Here is a 17,915-nt window from a genome sequence, read left to right on the forward strand (position 1 = left end):
CGATGGGAAGGGCATTACATGAAGCGTTGGGTGGCGAGCCGCACGTTGGCGCGTGCGGGCGTCGGCTGCCGGTTACTTGATGAAGTTGTACTGCAGGCTGCCCTGCAGTCGCAGCGTGTCGGCATCACGACCGTCCTGTAGTTGCTGCTGGCCATACAGCAGCTCCATGCCCATGGTCCAGGACGGTGCCGGGCTCCACAGCAGGTTCAACGCGGCATAGCGGCTGCGCCGGAAGGCGTCGCTGGCCAATGCGCCCGCGTCGCCGAGCTGCAGTTGTCCGTAGATCAGGTTGGAGCGCCACAACTCGGACCAATAATGGGTATAGCCGAAGAAGCCGCCACGCAGCGACAGCGCTTTGAGGCGACCATCGGCGTCGATGGCTGCATCCAGATTGGAGCCGGTCAGGTCGGCGGTGTAGCGGCTGATTCCTTTGCCGCCGATCAGGCCGAACAACAGCAGGTCGCGTTCGGCCACGGCGTAGGAGCCGCTGAGCTGCAGGCCACCGCCGAAGTCGCTGTCGCTGCGGCCATCACCGTCGTAGCCGAGCTTGCGCATCACCGCACCCAGCTGCAGGTGGCCCCAATCGCGCTCCATGCGCGCGACCAGGCTGACATCGGGCAGCTGAGCGGTAGTGCTGTCGTCCTCGCCGGTATTGGCGAGTTGTGAATCCGGATTTTCAGCAGCGATGGTCAGGCTGTTGCCCTTGCCCAGGCTGAAACTGTGGTGGATGCCGGCCACCAGCAGGTAGCCGGCAGCACCGGGGCCGGCGAAGTCCAGGGTGTCCGGCAGCGAGTCGGCGTCCATGAAAGTGGAATAGCCGTAACCGGCATAGATGTTGCCCAATTGGCCATAGGCATGGCGCAGTCGGAATTCGTAGCTGTCGCTGCTGCCGAAGAAGTCGTTCTCAAGATAGAAGCGCAACCCACCATGCGTGGTTGGGCGCCGAGCTTCGAAACTGAAGCGGGTCTGCTTGGCATGCATGCCGAAATGCGAGGAATCGCGGTGCGCGCCGTCGACCGGGATCGAGGAGGTGACGAACTGCTCGGTATCGCCGGCGGGGCGCCTGTCTGCGATTGCGTCGAGTTTGGCGTAGCCACCCAGCCGGATCATGGTGTCGGTGCCCGGGATGGCGATGAATCCCTTCAGCTCGGGATCGGTCGGAGAAGGGGCGTTGTCCAGGCGTGAGGCTGCGGTGGAGGGATCGGCGACCGAATCACGCGCGGGAAGAATGCTTTGTACCGATGCGTGTTGGCTTGCGCCGGTGACCATCGGGCTGGCTGCTGCAGCCGTCGACGCTGATGTCGTTGGGGGAGGTGATGGCGTCGGTGCCGAGGTATTGCCTTGCCCCTGCTCCAGTGCATCAAGCCGCGCGTTGAGCGATTGCAGGTGCTGTTGGGCCTGGGCGATCTCCGCACGCAGCGCGGCGACGGAATCCTGTGCGTTGGCCGCGCAGGGTAATAGCGCCAGTGGCAGCAACGTGGCCAAAGTCAGTGGTTTCATCGCCCTTTCCGTGGAGAAGGAAACACCGCTCACGGCAGCGACCAGGCATGCCGCGATATCAGCAATCGCATACGTGGCGACGCGCTGACTGCCTCCCTCGGTCCGCGTGACGCTGCCTATTTACCATCGTTGAAATCAGGTTAGGATCACGTGAATTCACGATGAAACTTACTGTGATGAATGCAGGTTCTCTGATGGTCGTGACAGCTGAATTACCTAGTCATCGGTCTCTATCTGGCCGATCTCCAGTGATACGCGGCTTCCATCCAGCAGTCCACGGCTGAGCTTCCCATCCTCGATGAAAAGCAGCTCGCCGTTCTCGCCGTTCTTGATGCTGCTGTCGATGGCGATGATGCGGTCGCCGTGGAAGCTGCTGACATGGGGCATCGAGGTATGGCCGACCACGATGCGCTTGAGGCCAAGCTGATCGAGCACGGCTTGTACGCCGGGTGTATCCAGCTGGCCGTTGAAATAGCCGCGGTACCAGATCGGGCTGGTCTTGCCGTCGTATAGCGGCGCGGTGGCGGGGTCGGCCTTCACCTCGGCCTTGGGGCGGCCCAGCGAGGCCTGGTAGGCGGCGTTTGTGCTGGCCGGATCAAGTGCCAGCTGCACCGCCTCCGGCGAGATGCCACCGTGCAGGAACAAGGTGTCGCCGATGCGTAGCAATACCGGACGGGTGCGCAGCCACTGGCCAATCACCGAGTCACTGCCGTACAGCTGCGGGTAGCTGCGGCCCAGCAGCTGCGCGCTGCGCAGGTATTTGGGATTGACGTAGCGCAGGTCGTCGTAGAGCACCATGGTTTCGTGGTTGCCAAGCACGAAGTGGACCGCGCCGCCGGCTTGCGCGGCCTGCTGCTGCAGGCTGTAGAGCAGCCAGAAGGCCTCGGTGACCTGCGGACCACGGTCGAAGACGTCGCCGGCGATCACCAGTGTGTCCTGACCCAGTGTCCAGTTGTCGTCGCCGTCGATAACGCCGTTGGCGCGCAGCAAGCGGCGCAGCAGATCGTACTGGCCATGGATATCGGAGACGGCGACGATGCGCGGCACGCCGGGCAGCACCGCGTTGGCTGGAGTAGCAATTGGCGCTATGTGCAGTGGATGCGGATAGCCGCATTCGGGTGCAAGTCCGCGCGCGACTGCACGTGCTCCCTTGAGTTTCCGCGAAATCACACGGTCGTCGCAGATCCACTGCGCCTGCAGGCGTTTGCCATCGCGGAACACATAGGGGCCATCGGCCTGCACATGCTCGGCCGGCTGTGCAACCTCGCGGGCACCGGCGTGCAGGACGGGCAGGGCGGTGCACAGCAGTGCGATGAGCAGGGGGCGGACGAAGGGCATGGCGTGGTTCCGTGGCGGGTGACCTGTCGCACCCGCCTGCAGCCTATGCCGGTGCTGCTGCAGCGGCATGTGCTATCGGTTGGTTGCGTGGCCTGCTCAGTCGCGCCGCAATGCGTTGCGTCCCGGCGCAGTTGGCAAGGTATCGCTGCCGAGCACCACCCGGTTGCGGCCCTGCTTCTTGGCCTGGTACATGGCCGCGTCGGCACGCGCCATCACCCGCTCGTAGTCCGGATGGCCGTCGTACAGCGCGACGCCGATGCTGGCGCTGATCGGCAGCAGATGGCCATCGGCCAAGGTGACGGGGCTGTCGACGATGCGCCGACACAGGCCGTCGGCGATCACCATCGCCTGATGGTCTTCCACTGCCACCAGCACCACCACGAACTCCTCGCCGCCGTAGCGGAATACGTAATCGCTGCCGCGGGTGAACTGGGTGAGGATGCCGGCCACATGTTGCAGGGCGCGGTCGCCGGCTTCGTGGCCGTGTTCGTCATTGATCGCCTTGAAGTGATCCAGATCCAGCAGCAGCACGGCGAAGCTGTCACCAGACTTCTCCGCCAGCTCGATCTCGCGGCGCAGCACTGTTGGCAGGAAGCGCCGGTTCAGCAGGTTGGTCAAGGCATCGCAGCCGGCATCCAGTTCGCCAATGCGCTCGAACAACATGCCCAGCAAGGTACGGATCTGGCTGACCTTGGAGCGGACGTCCTGCAACTGGGCAGAGCGGGCAGCGGGAGTGCTGTCCTGCTGCAAGGTGTGCTCCAGCAATTGGTCGACCTCGTCGACCAGGCCGCTGATCTGCCGGGTCTCGGTGCTTTCGCCGAAGCTCGGGATGCCCTTGTGGTTGAACCACAGCCCGAATTCCGAACGTGCCAGGGTCTGGAAGCTGCCGAGGTCGCCTTGCGCGGCCAGGGCGTACAGCAGGGTGTTTTCCCAATCCAGCAGCAGTGCACGCTGGCGCTCGCGTTCGGTGCTGACGTTCTGCACCAGCGAGAACAAGCGGTAAGCGGCATCCGTGCGTGAGGAACGTTCCCGTGCATTGGAATAGGCCAGTGTCATACCCTCCAGCGCGATGTCGAACGAGGCGGTGAGGCTGGCGATGGCCGCGTGTGCGGTTTCGCCGTGCCCGGCCTGCTCGCCGATCAGCTGGAAAAGGCGTTGCTTCAGCACGCGCGTGCCACGGGTAACCAGGTCCACCGGGATGCCCACGCGCGCATGCACGTCGCCGATGACGCGCTGGTTGGCGATCAACTGTTCGACGTCGGCCGGGGTGGCGCGCAGCAGGTCCCTGACCCAGCGCTGCATCGCCGGTTGCAGGCGCACCCGTACCTGATCATGTGACATCGAGCGTGAGGCACGCGCGTCGTTCATCATGACCTTGTAAAAATGCGCGGCCAGTTCAGCGGCATGCGCATCGGCAAGGCTTGCCAGCACATGGCTTGCATCGGCGCCAGCGGCGGTGAGGCTTTGTTTCCAGGCGCTGGCGAGTGCGTTGCTGTCGTTGTCGGTGGATGGTGCGGGGGCGATGTTCATGCGTACGACCGGTAAAGTGCCAAGAGGCAGCCGATCATTATCGGCAGGAACAACAGATTTCTGAGGGGTTGGTGTTGATGATTGGATTCACCGTTTGTTCAAGTTGGATTGTGTTTGCAGGCGTCGAGATGGCTCGGTGATCAGCGCCGGCCCATTTCCGTTGATGGCCCTGGTTGCGTTGTTGGCGCTGGCAATTGGCTGGTTCTTCGCACGTGCGCTGGCGCCTGCCGAAGACGGCATGCGCAGTCGCGCCGGCGCGGTGGTGCTCGATGCCTTCCTGCTTGGCCTGCTGGGTGCGCGCTTGGCACATGTGGCGATGCACGCCAGCGACTATCTGTCGCAACCGCTGTCCATCATCCGTCTGGGTGATGGGGGTTATTCGATCTGGGCTGGCCTGCTGGTCGCGGTGGCCTATGCGTTGTGGAAGAGCCGCCAGCGCATTCTGCGCAAACCGGTGTTGTTGGGGCTGGTTGCTGGTGCGGCGTTCTGGGCAATAGGCGGCATGGCTTTGTTCGCGTTGCAGCGCTCATCCATTCCGCTGCCGGATGCGGTATTGGTCGATATGCAGGACCAGCCAGCGCCGTTGAAAGCATTTGCCGGCAAACCGACCGTGATCAATCTCTGGGCGACCTGGTGCGGACCGTGCCGACGCGAGATGCCGGTGCTTGCACAGGCGCAGCAGGCACATCCGCAGGTGCAGTTCGTATTCGCCAATCAGGGCGAGACCCGCGATGAGGTCGCCGACTATCTGCGTGCCGAGAACATGCAGTTGGGCAATGTGCTGCTGGATGCCGAGTCGCGGGTGATGCAGCAGACCGGCGCCCGGGCATTGCCAACAACGCTGTTCTTTGGCGCCGATGGGCGGCTGCGCAATGTGCATATGGGCGAGCTGTCGCGCGCCACCCTCGAAGCGCGCCTGCGCGAAATGCAATAACTCCTTTCCTGAAAGAGACACACGATGATGCGTTCCCGTTCGATGTTGCTGTTGTTGTCCGCCATGACGCTGACGCCGCTGGCGTGCGCGCAGACCCCCGCGCCGCCGGCTGCTACCGCGGCCAAGCCGGCTGCGGCCAATGAACCTGCAGTAGTGAAGACCCTGCGCTCGCAGGGCGTGGAGTTCATGGGGACGTTCGAAACGCCGGTCGGCCTGACCGGCTATGCCGGTGTTGCTGGACAGCGCCCGCTTGGTGTCTATGTTTCCAAGGACGGCGAGTACGCGGTGGTTGGCACCTTGGTCAATGCCAAGGGTGAGGACGTCAGCGCCGCCAAGCTCAAGGAGCTGGTGACCGGGCCGATGGGCCAGCAGGCCTGGGCCAAGGTGGAAGCCAGCCATTGGGTACGCGATGGCAAGGCCGATGCGCCGCGCGTCATCTATTCCTTCAGCGACCCGAACTGCCCGTACTGCAACCGTTTCTGGGAAGCGGCGCAGCCATGGGTAGCCGCAGGCAAGGTGCAGATCCGGCAGATTCTGGTCGGCGTGATCCGTGAGGACAGTGCCAACAAGGCCGCCGCGATTCTGGGTGCAGCCTCGCCGGAGCAGGCCTTGATCCAGAACGAGCGCGACTTCGCCAAGGGCGGCATCAAGCCGCTGGCGACGGTGCCAGCGGCAGTGCAGGCCAAGCTGAGCGCCAATGAAGCGTTGATGCTGGATCTGGGCTTCCAGGGCACCCCCGGCATCCTGTTCAAGGACGCCGACGGCACGGTGCAGATGCGTTCTGGCATGCCGCAGGGCGATGACATGCAGACGGTGCTCGGCCCGCGCTGATCACTGAACCGGGCGGCGGCGATGTAATAGTCTCCGCCGCCACTGGCTGACTAAGCTGGCGCCGCAATGAGGAGCCAGCCATGAGTCACGACCACAACCACCTGCCCAGCGAAATCCGCCACGAGAAACCATTGTGGTGGGCGCTGGGGCTGACCACCGCCTACCTGGTGGTCGAAGTCATCGGCGCGTTCTGGACCAACAGCCTGGCGCTGTTGTCCGATGCCGCACATATGGCGACCGATGCCATCGGCCTGATGATCGCCTTGACCGCGGTTCGCCTGAGCCGGCGTCCGCCCGATGCCAAGCGCACTTATGGTTATGCGCGCCTGGAGGCCTTGGGCGCGGTGGCCAATGGCCTGCTGTTGTTCGGTGTGGGCATCTACATCCTGTTTGAGGCCGCGCAGCGCTTCCAGCAGCCGCAGGACATTGCTTCCACCGGCATGATGTGGGTGGCGGCTTTTGGACTGGTGGTGAACCTGATCGCGATGCGCCTGCTCAGTGCTGGCAGCGGCGAGAGCTTGAACGTCAAGGGCGCCTACCTGGAAGTGTGGAGTGACATGCTCGGCTCGGTGGCGGTGATTGCTGGCGGCCTGATCATCCACTTCACTGGTTGGACGCTGGTGGATCCGATTCTTGCGGTGCTGATCGGCTTGTGGGTACTGCCGCGCACCTGGGTGCTGCTGCGCGATGCGATCAACGTATTGCTTGAGGGCGTGCCGAAAGGTGTGGTGCTGGCGGATATCGAGCAGGCCTTGCGTGGTTTCCCAGGAGTGGCCGGTACCCATGATCTGCATGTGTGGGCGTTGGCATCGAGCACGCCGGCATTGACCGTGCACGTGGTGATGAATGACGGCCAGTCACCGGATGCCTTGCGTCGGCAGTTGGCAGACATGCTGCACGAGCGGTTTGATATCGATCATGTGACGGTGCAGGTTGAAGCGGATCACTGCGGTGATGATTGTGCCGAGAAGAAGGCCGATGCTGGTCACGATCACGATCACGATCACGATCACGATCATGAAGGTCATGCGCATGGGCCGGATGATCAAGGCCATCACGGCCATGTGCATCGCTAGACGTCCGGTGGCTTTTCGGCATTGTAGGAGCGGCGTAAGCCGCGAAGCTGAGGCTGCTGAAATCACCGGAATCACGGCAATCTGATTGATCTGTGCCTTCGCGGCTTACGCTGCTCCTGCAAAATCGGGGGCTCGGCATTTTCTGTAAGGCCCCTGCCGAGCATGGCTCGGCACTACAGCTGGAATGAAAAACGGAGCCCTTCGGCTCCGTTTTTCATTCGATCAACTGCTAGAAGCTCAGACTACCGGCTCACGCAGCTCCGGCATGTCCCAGCCCTGGCGCGGCGCAAAGCGATCACCATGCCGCGCCTGCAAGGTCTTCAACTTCTCAACCAGGACATCCACGCCAGTCGCGCGGATATGCTGGATCGGGCCGCCACGGAACGGGGCGAAACCTGTGCCGAAGATCACGCCGGCATCGAGCAGGTCGGCATCGGCGACCACGCCCTCGTGCAGGCAGGCCACGGCTTCGTTGAGCAACGGCAGGATCAAGCGGTCTTCCAGATCCGACGGTGCCTGGTAGTCCTTGGCCACTTCCGGCTTAACCGCGCGGCCGTTCTCCCACTTGTAGATGCCCTGGCCATCCTTCTTGCCGCGCTTGTTCGGCTCGACGGTCGCCAGTGCAGCCGGGATCTGCAGGCCGAGGAAGGGCGCCAGCTCCTTGCCCACGCCAGCGGCGACGTCCAGGCCAACCGTATCCAGCAGCTCGATCGGGCCCATCGGCATGCCGAACTTGAGCGCCGCCTTGTCGATCACCGGGCCGGGGATGCCTTCGGCATATGCGGTGGCGGCTTCCAGCATGTACGGGAACAGCACGCGGTTGACCAGGAAGCCGGGCGTGCCGGCCACCGGCACCGGGAACTTGCCCAGCGCCTTGCAGAACGCAGCCAGGCGCTTCTCGGTCTCCGGTGCCATGCCGTCGTGGTGGATGATTTCCACCAGCGGCATCTGTGCAACCGGGTTGAAGTAATGCAGGCCGGCAAACTGCGCCGGGCGCTGGATATGGTCACGCAGCTCGACCAGCGGGATCGAGGAGGTATTGGTGGTCAGCAGCGCATCGGCCTTCATCTTCGGCTCCAGCGTCTGGTACAGCGCACGCTTGGCTTCCGGGTTCTCGATGATGGCCTCGATCACCAGATCGGCCTGGGCCACGCCGTCACCGGCCAGATCGGCCTTCAGTCGTGCGGCGACTTCCGGGCGCTTGCTCTCATCGCGCACCTTCTTGTCGAACAGCGCCTGCGCGCGGGTCATGGCCGGATCGATGAAACGCTGCTCGCGGTCCTGCAAGGTCACGTTGAAGCCCTTGTAGGCCGCCCATGCAGCGATGTCGCCGCCCATCACGCCGGCACCGACCACGTGCACATGCTTGATGCCCGAATCCTTGCCGCCCAATCCCTTGAGCCGTTCGGTGAGGAAGAAGATGCGGATCAGGTTGCGCGCGGTCGGGCTGCTGGCCAGCTTGACCACGGCGCGGCGCTCGGCATCCAGACGCTTCTGGATCGGGCTGCCGCCGGTGCGCTCCCAGGTGCTGATCAGCGCATAGGGCGCCGGGTATTGGTCCTTCTTGGCCTTGCGTGCGACCTGCTTGGCCATCTGCGGGGCGAGGATCTTGCGGGCCAGGAAGGTATTGGTGGCCCAGGCGGTGGCGCGCTGCTTGAACGGGCGGGTCACGCCGGTCTGCAGCAGCGCGATGGCCGCATCGACCAGCACCGCCGGGGCGGCGACCTTGTCGACCAGTCCGATCGCACGCGCAGCCGAGGCCGACAAGGTGCGGCCGGTCAGCATCATGTCCATCGCCGCTGGTGCGCCGACCAGTTGGGGCAGGCGCGAACTGCCGCCCCAACCCGGGAAGATGCCCAGCTGGGTCTCCGGCAGGCCGATGCGGGTGGATTGGTCGTTGGACGCCACGCGGTAACGGCAGGCCAGCGCCAGCTCGGTGCCGCCGCCCAGGCAGTGACCGTGGATCGCGGCGACGGTCGGGCAGGGCAGCTCGGCCAGCTTCTGGTAGACGCTCTGGCCGCGGCGGATGGCGTCATTGACGGTGCCGCGACGGTCGAACTCCTGGAATTCCTTCAGGTCGGCGCCAGCGATGAAGCCGGCCGCCTTGGTCGAACGCACCACCACGCCCTTGGGCGGGTCGATGGCCAGCCGCTCGACGATGTCGCCCAGTTCCAGCAGCACGTCCTGCGACATGGCATTGACCGGGCTGTCCTTGCGGTCGAGGCTGAGCACTGCCACGCCATCCTCGCGCAGCTCGGTTTGCCAATGATTGAAGCGGAGCCCGTCGAAGCCTGAGAGCATGGGACGTTCCATCCGGTTGTGTATGGAGAAGACCGCTATGATCCAGAGGTTGTTTCCCTGCCGTCAAATCCCAATGTCAGGAAGTGTGTTGGGCTTATCTGGTCAGCGCCCCCGGAGGTTAGCCGAACGGGAGTTAAAAGCTGGTGCGGTGCCGCTGGGACGGGGTGCTGAACTTTTGCCGCGAACAGCGGTCTTATTGCCTGACGTCGGTTGGGCTGACAGGAGTGCGGCCCGTTATGGCCGAGGTTGAAACACCGCAGGAGCTGGACCTGGAACTGGTCCGGCGTGTGCAGCGCGGCGAAAGCGCGGCGTTCGATGTGTTGGTACGCAAGTACCAGCATCGGATCATCGCGTTGATCGGGCGCTACATCGCCGACTGGAGTGAATGTCAGGACGTGGCCCAGGACACTTTCGTGCGCGCTTACCGTGCGCTCGGGAATTTCCGTGGCGACGCCCAGTTCTATACCTGGTTGCATCGGATCGCAGTGAATACCGCAAAAAACTACCTGGCAGCACACAACCGGCGCCCCCCCACCGACGACATCGAGATCGGCGACGCCGAGCAGTTCGACAGTGGGGTCCGCTTGCGCGACAACGACACGCCCGAGCGTGAGTTGATGCGCCAGGAACTGGAACAGACCGTGATGAAGGCGGTTGATGCGTTGCCCGAAGAGCTGCGCTCAGCCATTACGTTGCGAGAGGTGGAAGGCATGAGTTACGAGGATATCGCGCAGAAAATGGGATGCCCGATCGGCACGGTGCGGTCGCGGATCTTCCGTGCCCGCGAGGCCATCGATACACAGCTGCGTCCCTTGCTGGATACCCCCAGCGCTACCCGTGAACGGAGTCGCGTATGAACCCGCAAGACCGTAACCCGGTGTCGGCCGGTGCTGCGCCGGACAAATTCGAATTGCACTACCGCCAGCAACTGTCGGCGCTGGTGGATGGCGAGCTGGCTGCCGATGAGGCGCGTTTCATGCTGCGCCGCTTGGAGCACGACAGTGAGCTTTCGGCCTGCCAGGAGCGCTGGCAGGTATTGGGTGACGTGATGCGCGGCCAGGCCTGCGCACCGGCGCCCTTGGATTTTAGTGCGCGCGTGCGTCAGGCCGTGGACGCGGATGCGTTGCAGAACGGGCCGCTGGTGGCCGCGTCCGCAGCACAGCGTGCGCCGCAACGTGCCGCGCGGACAGGTTGGCGGCGTTGGGGCGGCGGTGCCGCCCTGGCTGCCTCGGTGGCTGCCGTGGCCTTGTTCATGGCCCGCGAACAGCTGCCTGAAACGAATGCACCGACGCCGGTCATCGCTACCACGGCGGAAGTTGCTCCCGCACCTGTGCAGCCTTCGGCCCCTACCGCGGCTGATGCCGGCAATGTCGCCGGTCTGGTTGCGGCCGCACCTGCGGTTGCCGCAGCCGTGACCCGTCGCCAGGATGCCAGCGCCCGCCGCGGCAGCGCGACCCGTACCCAGCAGGCAGCGCGGGCCGGTACCGCGCGCATGGCCGAGCCGCAGCGGGCGATTGCTTCCGCGCCGGTACTGCCGGCAACCCCGGCGCTGCGCCAGGACCCGTTTGCCACCGGCAATGGTGTGCTGCATGCACGGCCATGGCCACGCTCGACGGTGGCACCGTCGCTGTCGCAGGGCGCGCTGAATGCCAGTTTCCCTGCGCAGGAGCCGGGTGGGGCGACGTTCTACCCGTTTGAACCGCGCATGCCGGCACAAGGTGCCGACGAAGCCGAGTCGCGCAGGCTGCTGCCGCGTCAATGAGTGTTGCTTGCCGGTCGTCTGCCTCAGGGCGACCGGTTTTCCCCGGATTCCAGGTTTGTGCGCGGTGGTTGGGCGTACCGGGCTTGGCTGTTCTTTCCCGCTTTGACTGAATTGGAGGCTCGAAGCCGATGACCCCCCGTATCCAAAACAAGGTGTTTGGCCTGCTGGCGATGACCCTGCCGTTGGTGGCCTGCGCGCAGAGTCCGGCCCCGGATGCTCCTGCCGCGCAGGTTGCTGCCCCCCGTGCTGCCCCGGCGCCGCAGCTGGTGCAGGGCTTGCCTGATTTCACCCAGCTGGTCGACCAGGTCGGCCCGGGCGTGGTCAAGGTTGATACCGTGATCGGGGCGCGCCGCAATTCCCGTGCGGTGCAGCAGGGCCCGGACATGGACCAGATGCCGGAGTTCTTCCGCCGCTTCTTCGGTCCGGATTTCCAGATGCCGGGGCCGGGCCAGCAGGGGCCGGACAACGGTCCGCGTGGGCGCAGCATGGGTTCGGGCTTCATCATCTCCAATGACGGCTATGTGCTGACCAACCACCACGTCATCGACGGTGCCGAGTCGGTCAAGATCACCCTGAGTGATCGCCGCGAGTTCACCGCCAAGGTCGTCGGCAGTGACGCCCAGTACGACGTGGCGCTGCTCAAGGTCGAGGGCAGCAACCTGCCGACCGTGCGCGTGGGCGACTCCAACAGCCTCAAGCCGGGTCAGTGGGTGGTGGCGATCGGCTCGCCGTTCGGCCTGGATCACTCCGTCACCGCGGGCATCGTCAGTGCGCTGGGCCGCAATACCGGCGGCAATGAACAGCGCTATGTGCCCTTCATCCAGACCGACGTGGCGATCAACCAGGGCAACTCTGGCGGTCCCTTGCTGAATACGCGCGGTGAAGTGGTCGGCATCAACTCGCAGATCTTCTCCGCCTCCGGCGGCTACATGGGCATCAGCTTCGCCATTCCGATCGACCTGGCCATGAGCGCGGTCGAGCAGATCAAGAAGACCGGCAAGGTCAGCCGCGGCCAGTTGGGTGTGATGGTCGGTCCGTTGACTGGTGATGCCGTCGAGGGGCTGAAGCTGCCCGATAGCCGTGGTGCGCTGGTCAATCAGATGGTGGCGGACAGTTCGGCTGCCAAGGCCGGGATCGAGGTGGGCGACGTCATCCGCTCGGTCAATGGCACTCAGATCAACGATGCCAGCGAACTGCCGCCGATGATTGGCGCAATGGCGCCGGGCAGCAGGGTGCGGATGGGGATCATCCGTGATGGCAAGCCGCGTGAGATCACCGTGACCTTGACCGAGCTGGCCGAAGACGCCGCACGCCAAGGCAATACGGCCCCGGCCGCCGCTGACGCCAAGCCGCAGACCGGTGCCAATGCCCTGTTGGGGCTGGAAGTGGCTGATCTGACCGCCGCCGAGCGTCGCCAACTTGGCCTGGAGTCGGGCGAGGGCGTGCGCATCACCGGCGTCAACAGCCAGTCTGGCCGCGAGGCGCGTCTGGCCCCTGGAATGGTGGTGTTGCAGGTCGGGCGTGCCCCGGTCGGCAGCGTCGCCGCCCTGAACCGGGAGCTGGCTGGCTACAAGAAGGGTGATGTGGTCATGTTGCTGGTCCGTGCCGGTGCCAACAGCGCCTTCGTCCCGGTCCGCGCCGGCGAATAAGCCCGCCAGGCCTCGCGATTGCAACGGGAGCCGCCTTCGGGCGGCTCCTTTCATTCAGCTGCCGGCCAAACCCTGTGCGGGGCTTGGCTCCGGCATGCGATAATGCCCCGTTATCCTGACGACGCAGCGCCGCCGCCGCCACCTATGTCACATGATTCGATGCGGATGATCCGCAACTTCTCCATCATTGCCCACGTTGACCACGGTAAGTCCACCCTGGCCGACCGCATCATCCAGTTGTGTGGCGGCTTGACCGCGCGCGAAATGGAAGCGCAGGTCCTGGACAACAACCCGATCGAGCGCGAGCGTGGTATCACGATCAAGTCGCAGTCGGTGTCGGTGCCGTATACGGCCCGCAACGGCCAGACCTACTTCCTGAACTTCATCGACACCCCCGGCCACGTCGACTTCTCCTATGAAGTCAGCCGCTCGCTGGCCGCCTGCGAAGGTGCGCTGCTGGTGGTCGACGCGGCCCAGGGCGTGGAAGCGCAGTCGGTCGCCAACTGCTACACGGCCATCGAACAGGGCCTGGAAGTGGTGCCGGTGCTGAACAAGATCGACCTGCCCACCGCCGACATCGACCGTGCCAAGGCCGAGATCGAGGCCGTGATCGGTATCGATGCTTCTGATGCAGTGGCTGTCAGCGCCAAGACCGGCCTGAACATGGAGGAGGTGCTGGAGGCCATCGTGCACCGCATCCCGCCGCCGGCCGACCGTGGCAGTGACAAGCTGCAGGCGCTGATCATCGATTCCTGGTTCGACAATTACCTGGGCGTGGTCTCGCTGGTGCGCGTGATGCAGGGCCAGATCAAGGCCGGTGACAAGATCCAGGTCATGTCCACCGGCCGTTGGCATCTGGTCGACAAGGTCGGCGTATTCACCCCAAAGCGTAAGGAAATGCCTGCGCTGCGTGCCGGTGAAGTGGGCTGGATCAACGCCAGCATCAAGGACGTGCATGGCGCGCCGGTCGGCGACACCCTGACCCTGCAGGCCGATCCGGCTTCCGAGCCGCTGCCCGGCTTCCAGGAAATGCAGCCGCGCGTGTTCGCCGGCCTGTTCCCGGTCGATGCCGAGGACTACCCGGACCTGCGCGAAGCCCTCGACAAGCTGCGCCTGAACGACGCAGCGCTGCGCTTCGAGCCGGAAAGCTCCGAGGCGATGGGTTTCGGCTTCCGTTGCGGCTTCCTCGGCATGCTGCACATGGAAATCGTGCAGGAGCGGCTGGAGCGCGAGTACAACCTCGACCTGATCAGTACCGCACCGACGGTGATCTACGAGGTGCTCAAGAGCGACGGGACCATCGTGATGATGGACAACCCGGCCAAGCTGCCGCCGGTCAACCAGGTCGAAGAGATCCGCGAGCCGATCATCCGCGCCAACATCCTCACTCCCGAGGAGTACATCGGCAGCATCATCAAGCTGTGCGAAGAGAAGCGCGGCAGCCAGATCGGCATCAACTACATGGGCAGCCAGGTGCAGATCAGCTATGAGCTGCCGATGGCTGAAGTGGTGCTGGACTTCTTCGACAAGCTCAAGTCGGTCAGCCGTGGCTACGCCTCGCTGGAATACCACTTCGTGCGTTTCGAGGCCGGCCCGTTCGTGCGCCTGGACGTGCTGATCAACGGTGACAAGGTCGACGCGCTGTCGCTGATCGCCCACCGCAGCCATGCCGATCGCCGTGGCCGCGAGCTGTGCGAGAAGATGAAGGACCTGATCCCCCGGCAGATGTTCGATGTGGCCATCCAGGCCGCGATCGGCGCGCAGATCATCGCCCGCACCACGGTCAAGGCCATGCGCAAGAACGTGCTGGCCAAGTGCTATGGTGGCGACGTTTCGCGTAAGAAGAAGCTGTTGGAAAAGCAGAAAGAAGGCAAGAAGCGCATGAAGCAGGTGGGCCGCGTGGAAATCCCACAGGAAGCCTTCCTTGCTGTGCTGCAGATGGACAAGTAACAGTGAATCGAGAATAGGGGGTGGGGAATCGTAACGGCCGAGCGGACCCGCTTCTGGACTGTTCCATTCCCTGCTTTCGATTCCCCATTCCCATTCCGAAGGAACATGAATGAAATGGTTTGAAATCATCCTGGTTGTGCTGACCCTGGGCTCCGGCCTGGTGGTGCTGCTGGACAAGCTGTACCTGCGCAAGCGCCGTGCCGAGAAGGCCAGCCTGCTGGACAGCGAAGAGCCGGCGGTGGTGGATTACTCGCGCGCGTTCTTCCCGGTGCTGGCGGTGGTGTTGATCCTGCGCAGCTTCGTGGCCGAGCCGTACAAGATCCCCTCCAGCTCGATGATGCCCAACCTGCTGATCGGCGATTTCATCCTGGTCAACAAGTTCTCCTATGGCTTCCGCCTGCCGATCACCAATACCAAGATCATCCCGGTGTCCGAGCCCAAGCGCGGCGACGTGGTGGTGTTCAAGCCGCCGCATGCGCCGGACCAGAACTGGATCAAGCGCGTGATCGGCCTGCCGGGCGACCGCATTGGTTTCCACGGCGATACCTTGTCGATCAACGGCGTGCCGATGGTCTACGAAGAGCGCGGTGAGTACGTTGGCAAGGGCCCGGGCTCGGAAATGACCGGCGCCTCGCTGCTGACCGAGCAGCTACCGGGCCGCAGCCATACCGTGCTCGAGTTGCTGGGTCGTGCCGACCCGCGCGGGCAGGGCGACTGGGTGGTGCCGGAAGGACAGTACTTCGTGATGGGTGACAATCGCGACAACAGCGAGGACAGTCGCTTCTGGACCCAGACCCATTTCCTGCCGGAAGAGAATCTGCGTGGCAAGGCATTCCTGATCTGGCTGAACTGTGAAGGCTGGTTCTGCAAGGGTAGTTTCGAGCCGTCCCGCATCGGGTCCGGCATTCAATGAGTGGACAACGCGTTTCTGGGGAGATCGCAATGAAGCACAAGCAAGCAGGTATGACGCTGACATCGTTTGTGATGGTGCTGGCGGTAGTAGGCTTCGGGCTTTACATCGGCATGAAGCTGTTTCCGATGTACCAGGAGTACTACTCGATAAAAGTGGCGATGAAGTCCATGGCCAACGAGTCGACCGGGGAGTTCAGTCCTTCGACCGCGACCGATGCTTTTTTCAAGCGCATGGACATGAACTATTCCGACCGGGTCAAGCGCGACAACATCAAGTTCGAGCGTACCGAGGGTGGTTGGCGGATGAACGTGGCCTATGAGGTCCGTAAGCCGTTGATTGGCAACCTGGACATCGTAGGTAATTTTGAAAATTCTCAGGAATTCACCTCAGGCAGTGCTCAATAGAACGTTCCAACGGGGTGACCTGATCGGCCACTCATTCAAGGACCAGGGTCTGCTGAAGCAGGCCCTGACCCATCGCAGTGCCGGTGCGCCGCACAACGAGCGCCTGGAGTTCCTGGGCGACAGCATCGTCAACATGCTCATCGCCGAAGCGCTGTTCACGCGCTGGCCGAAGGCCGACGAAGGCGCGCTCACCCGCGCGCGTTCGGCCTTGGTCTGTGAAGCCGCATTGGCAGTCATCGCGCGCAGCCTGGAGCTGGGGGATCGGCTCACGCTGGGCCCGGGCGAGATGAAATCTGGCGGCCACCGCCGTGACTCCATCCTTGCCGATACCTTCGAGGCGGTGGTTGGCGCCATTTATCTGGACGCAGGTTTCGAGGCTTGCCGCGAGCGGATAATGCCGTGGTTCGAGGCCTCGTTGTCGGCGGTGCCGGCAGGCAAGCCCGAGAAAGACCCCAAGACACGCCTGCAGGAATGGTTGCAGGCCCGGCAGAAGACCCTGCCGGTATACGAGCTGGTATCGGAGACCGGCGACGACCACGCCAAGCACTTCCATGTGCGCTGTTGCGTGGCTGACCCCGCCGTAAGTACCGAAGGCGAAGGCACTTCGCGACGGCTGGCCGAACAACAGGCGGCAGCTGCCGCAATAGAGCAATTGGATTCCAAGTGAACGACACCTCCTCTCATCGCTGTGGCAGCGTCGCGGTCATTGGCCGCCCCAACGTTGGCAAGTCGACCCTGACCAACGCCCTGGTTGGCGCCAAGGTCAGCATCGTCTCCAACCGTCCGCAGACCACTCGTCACCGTCTGCTCGGCATCGCCACCTACCCGGAAGGGCAGCTGGTGCTGGTTGATACCCCCGGGTTGCATCGCCAGCAGAAGCGCGCGATGAACCGGGTGATGAACCGCGCCGCGCGTGCCTCGCTGGAAGGCGTGGACGTTGGCTTGCTGGTGATCGAAGCCGGTCGCTGGGACGAAGAAGACACCCTCGCGTTCAACGTGCTTAGCGATGCAGGCGTGCCGGTGGTACTGATCGTCAACAAGGTTGATCGCCTGAAGGACAAGGGCGCGCTGCTGCCGTTCCTGCAGGAGATCACTGTCGGCCGCGAGTTCGCCGCCGTGCATCCGATCTCGGCGCTGAAGCGCAATGGCCTGGACGCGCTGGTCCGCGACCTGATCGGGCTGGTGCCGGAAGGCCCGCCGATGTTCGGCGAAGATGAGATCACCGATCGTAGCCAGCGCTTCCTCGCCGGCGAGCTGGTCCGCGAGCAGCTGATGCGCCAGCTTGGCGAAGAACTGCCGTACGCCACCACCGTGGAGATCGAGCGTTTCGCCGAAGACGGTGCACTGCTGCGTATCGGCGCGGTGATCTGGGTCGAGCGCGAAGGCCAGAAGGCGATTGTCATTGGCAAGGGCGGCACCCGCCTGAAGGAAATTGGCGCCAAGGCCCGCCTCCAGATGGAACGTCTGTTCGGTGCCAAGGTGTTCCTGGAAACGTGGGTGCGCGTACGTGAAGGCTGGTCCGACGACGAGGCCGCACTGAAGGCCTTCGGCTACGGCGAGCAGTAAGTTTTCAACCGGGAATCGGGAGTAGGGGATCGGGAATGGAAACTGCCTGGTTCTTCTGCAAGCTGCGACCCTGGCTGTTGCCTGGCCACGTTGCTGGTCAGGCTGTGCGATGAGCGCCGACGCTGCGGTTATTCTGTTTCGTAGCGACGGCCTGTCGCCGG

Annotated in this window: 15 protein-coding genes; 11 read left to right on the forward strand and 4 right to left on the reverse strand. The window is 63.9% G+C overall.

The window, feature by feature from the left end; genetic code table 11:
* Positions 1 to 72: 72 nt before the first annotated feature.
* The 3 genes from Q5Z11_RS07340 to Q5Z11_RS07350 all read right to left on the reverse strand — a co-directional run bounded on the left by Q5Z11_RS07340 (position 73) and on the right by Q5Z11_RS07350 (position 4,368).
* Positions 73 to 1,500, reverse strand: a complete 1,428-nt coding sequence (locus Q5Z11_RS07340) for a DcaP family trimeric outer membrane transporter (RefSeq protein WP_303749383.1) — start codon at positions 1,498 to 1,500, stop codon at positions 73 to 75.
* A gap of 216 nt (positions 1,501 to 1,716) precedes the next feature.
* Positions 1,717 to 2,838: a metallophosphoesterase gene (locus Q5Z11_RS07345; RefSeq protein ID WP_303749384.1), complete on the reverse strand. Its 1,122-nt coding sequence runs from the start codon at positions 2,836 to 2,838 to the stop codon at positions 1,717 to 1,719.
* A gap of 96 nt (positions 2,839 to 2,934) precedes the next feature.
* Entirely contained in the window at positions 2,935 to 4,368 is a 1,434-nt protein-coding gene (locus tag Q5Z11_RS07350; RefSeq protein ID WP_303749385.1) for a GGDEF domain-containing protein, read from the reverse strand.
* 136 nt (positions 4,369 to 4,504) lie between these two features.
* On the opposite strand from Q5Z11_RS07350, the gene Q5Z11_RS07355 reads away from it, so the two are divergent.
* The 3 genes from Q5Z11_RS07355 to Q5Z11_RS07365 all read left to right on the forward strand — a co-directional run bounded on the left by Q5Z11_RS07355 (position 4,505) and on the right by Q5Z11_RS07365 (position 7,209).
* Positions 4,505 to 5,302: a TlpA disulfide reductase family protein gene (locus tag Q5Z11_RS07355; RefSeq protein WP_303749386.1), complete on the forward strand. Its 798-nt coding sequence runs from the start codon at positions 4,505 to 4,507 to the stop codon at positions 5,300 to 5,302.
* Positions 5,303 to 5,326: 24 nt separating this feature from the next.
* The gene (gene dsbG, locus Q5Z11_RS07360; protein ID WP_303749387.1) at positions 5,327 to 6,133 is read left to right on the forward strand and encodes a thiol:disulfide interchange protein DsbG; all 807 of its coding nucleotides are present in this window, start codon (positions 5,327 to 5,329) and stop codon (positions 6,131 to 6,133) included.
* 80 nt (positions 6,134 to 6,213) lie between these two features.
* The gene (locus tag Q5Z11_RS07365) at positions 6,214 to 7,209 is read left to right on the forward strand and encodes a cation diffusion facilitator family transporter (protein ID WP_303749388.1); all 996 of its coding nucleotides are present in this window, start codon (positions 6,214 to 6,216) and stop codon (positions 7,207 to 7,209) included.
* A gap of 237 nt (positions 7,210 to 7,446) precedes the next feature.
* Here the strand turns inward: Q5Z11_RS07365 and Q5Z11_RS07370 are convergent, their stop codons facing one another.
* Positions 7,447 to 9,510 carry a 3-hydroxyacyl-CoA dehydrogenase NAD-binding domain-containing protein gene (locus tag Q5Z11_RS07370; RefSeq protein ID WP_303749389.1) on the reverse strand — a complete coding sequence of 688 codons (2,064 nt, stop codon included), beginning with the start codon at positions 9,508 to 9,510 and terminating at the stop codon, positions 7,447 to 7,449.
* A 236-nt stretch (positions 9,511 to 9,746) separates the two neighbouring features.
* Here Q5Z11_RS07370 and rpoE point away from each other — a divergent pair, with 236 nt between their 5' ends.
* The 8 genes from rpoE (at position 9,747) to era (ending at position 17,754) form a co-directional block, all read left to right on the forward strand.
* Entirely contained in the window at positions 9,747 to 10,367 is a 621-nt protein-coding gene (gene rpoE, locus Q5Z11_RS07375; protein ID WP_296250849.1) for an RNA polymerase sigma factor RpoE, read from the forward strand.
* Positions 10,364 to 11,272: a sigma-E factor negative regulatory protein gene (locus Q5Z11_RS07380; RefSeq protein WP_303749390.1), complete on the forward strand. Its 909-nt coding sequence runs from the start codon at positions 10,364 to 10,366 to the stop codon at positions 11,270 to 11,272. The genes rpoE and Q5Z11_RS07380 overlap by 4 nt, the downstream gene beginning before the upstream one ends.
* A 128-nt stretch (positions 11,273 to 11,400) precedes the next feature.
* Complete coding sequence (locus Q5Z11_RS07385) at positions 11,401 to 12,921, forward strand: DegQ family serine endoprotease (protein ID WP_303749391.1); 1,521 nt, start codon at positions 11,401 to 11,403, stop codon at positions 12,919 to 12,921.
* Positions 12,922 to 13,080: 159 nt separating this feature from the next.
* Positions 13,081 to 14,871 (forward strand): translation elongation factor 4, encoded by a 1,791-nt coding sequence (gene lepA, locus Q5Z11_RS07390; protein ID WP_296250907.1) that lies wholly within the window; start codon positions 13,081 to 13,083, stop codon positions 14,869 to 14,871.
* 109 nt (positions 14,872 to 14,980) lie between these two features.
* Entirely contained in the window at positions 14,981 to 15,784 is an 804-nt protein-coding gene (gene lepB / locus Q5Z11_RS07395) for a signal peptidase I (RefSeq protein ID WP_303749392.1), read from the forward strand.
* Complete coding sequence (locus tag Q5Z11_RS07400; protein WP_405051658.1) at positions 15,781 to 16,188, forward strand: DUF4845 domain-containing protein; 408 nt, start codon at positions 15,781 to 15,783, stop codon at positions 16,186 to 16,188. The genes lepB and Q5Z11_RS07400 overlap by 4 nt, the downstream gene beginning before the upstream one ends.
* Positions 16,178 to 16,855 carry a ribonuclease III gene (rnc, locus tag Q5Z11_RS07405; protein ID WP_303749394.1) on the forward strand — a complete coding sequence of 226 codons (678 nt, stop codon included), beginning with the start codon at positions 16,178 to 16,180 and terminating at the stop codon, positions 16,853 to 16,855. Before Q5Z11_RS07400 ends, rnc begins: the two co-directional genes overlap by 11 nt.
* Positions 16,852 to 17,754: a GTPase Era gene (era, locus tag Q5Z11_RS07410; RefSeq protein ID WP_282269633.1), complete on the forward strand. Its 903-nt coding sequence runs from the start codon at positions 16,852 to 16,854 to the stop codon at positions 17,752 to 17,754. Before rnc ends, era begins: the two co-directional genes overlap by 4 nt.
* Positions 17,755 to 17,915: the final 161 nt, after the last annotated feature.

The organism is Stenotrophomonas sp. 610A2, assembly GCF_030549615.1.
Lineage (GTDB): Bacteria > Pseudomonadota > Gammaproteobacteria > Xanthomonadales > Xanthomonadaceae > Stenotrophomonas > Stenotrophomonas pigmentata.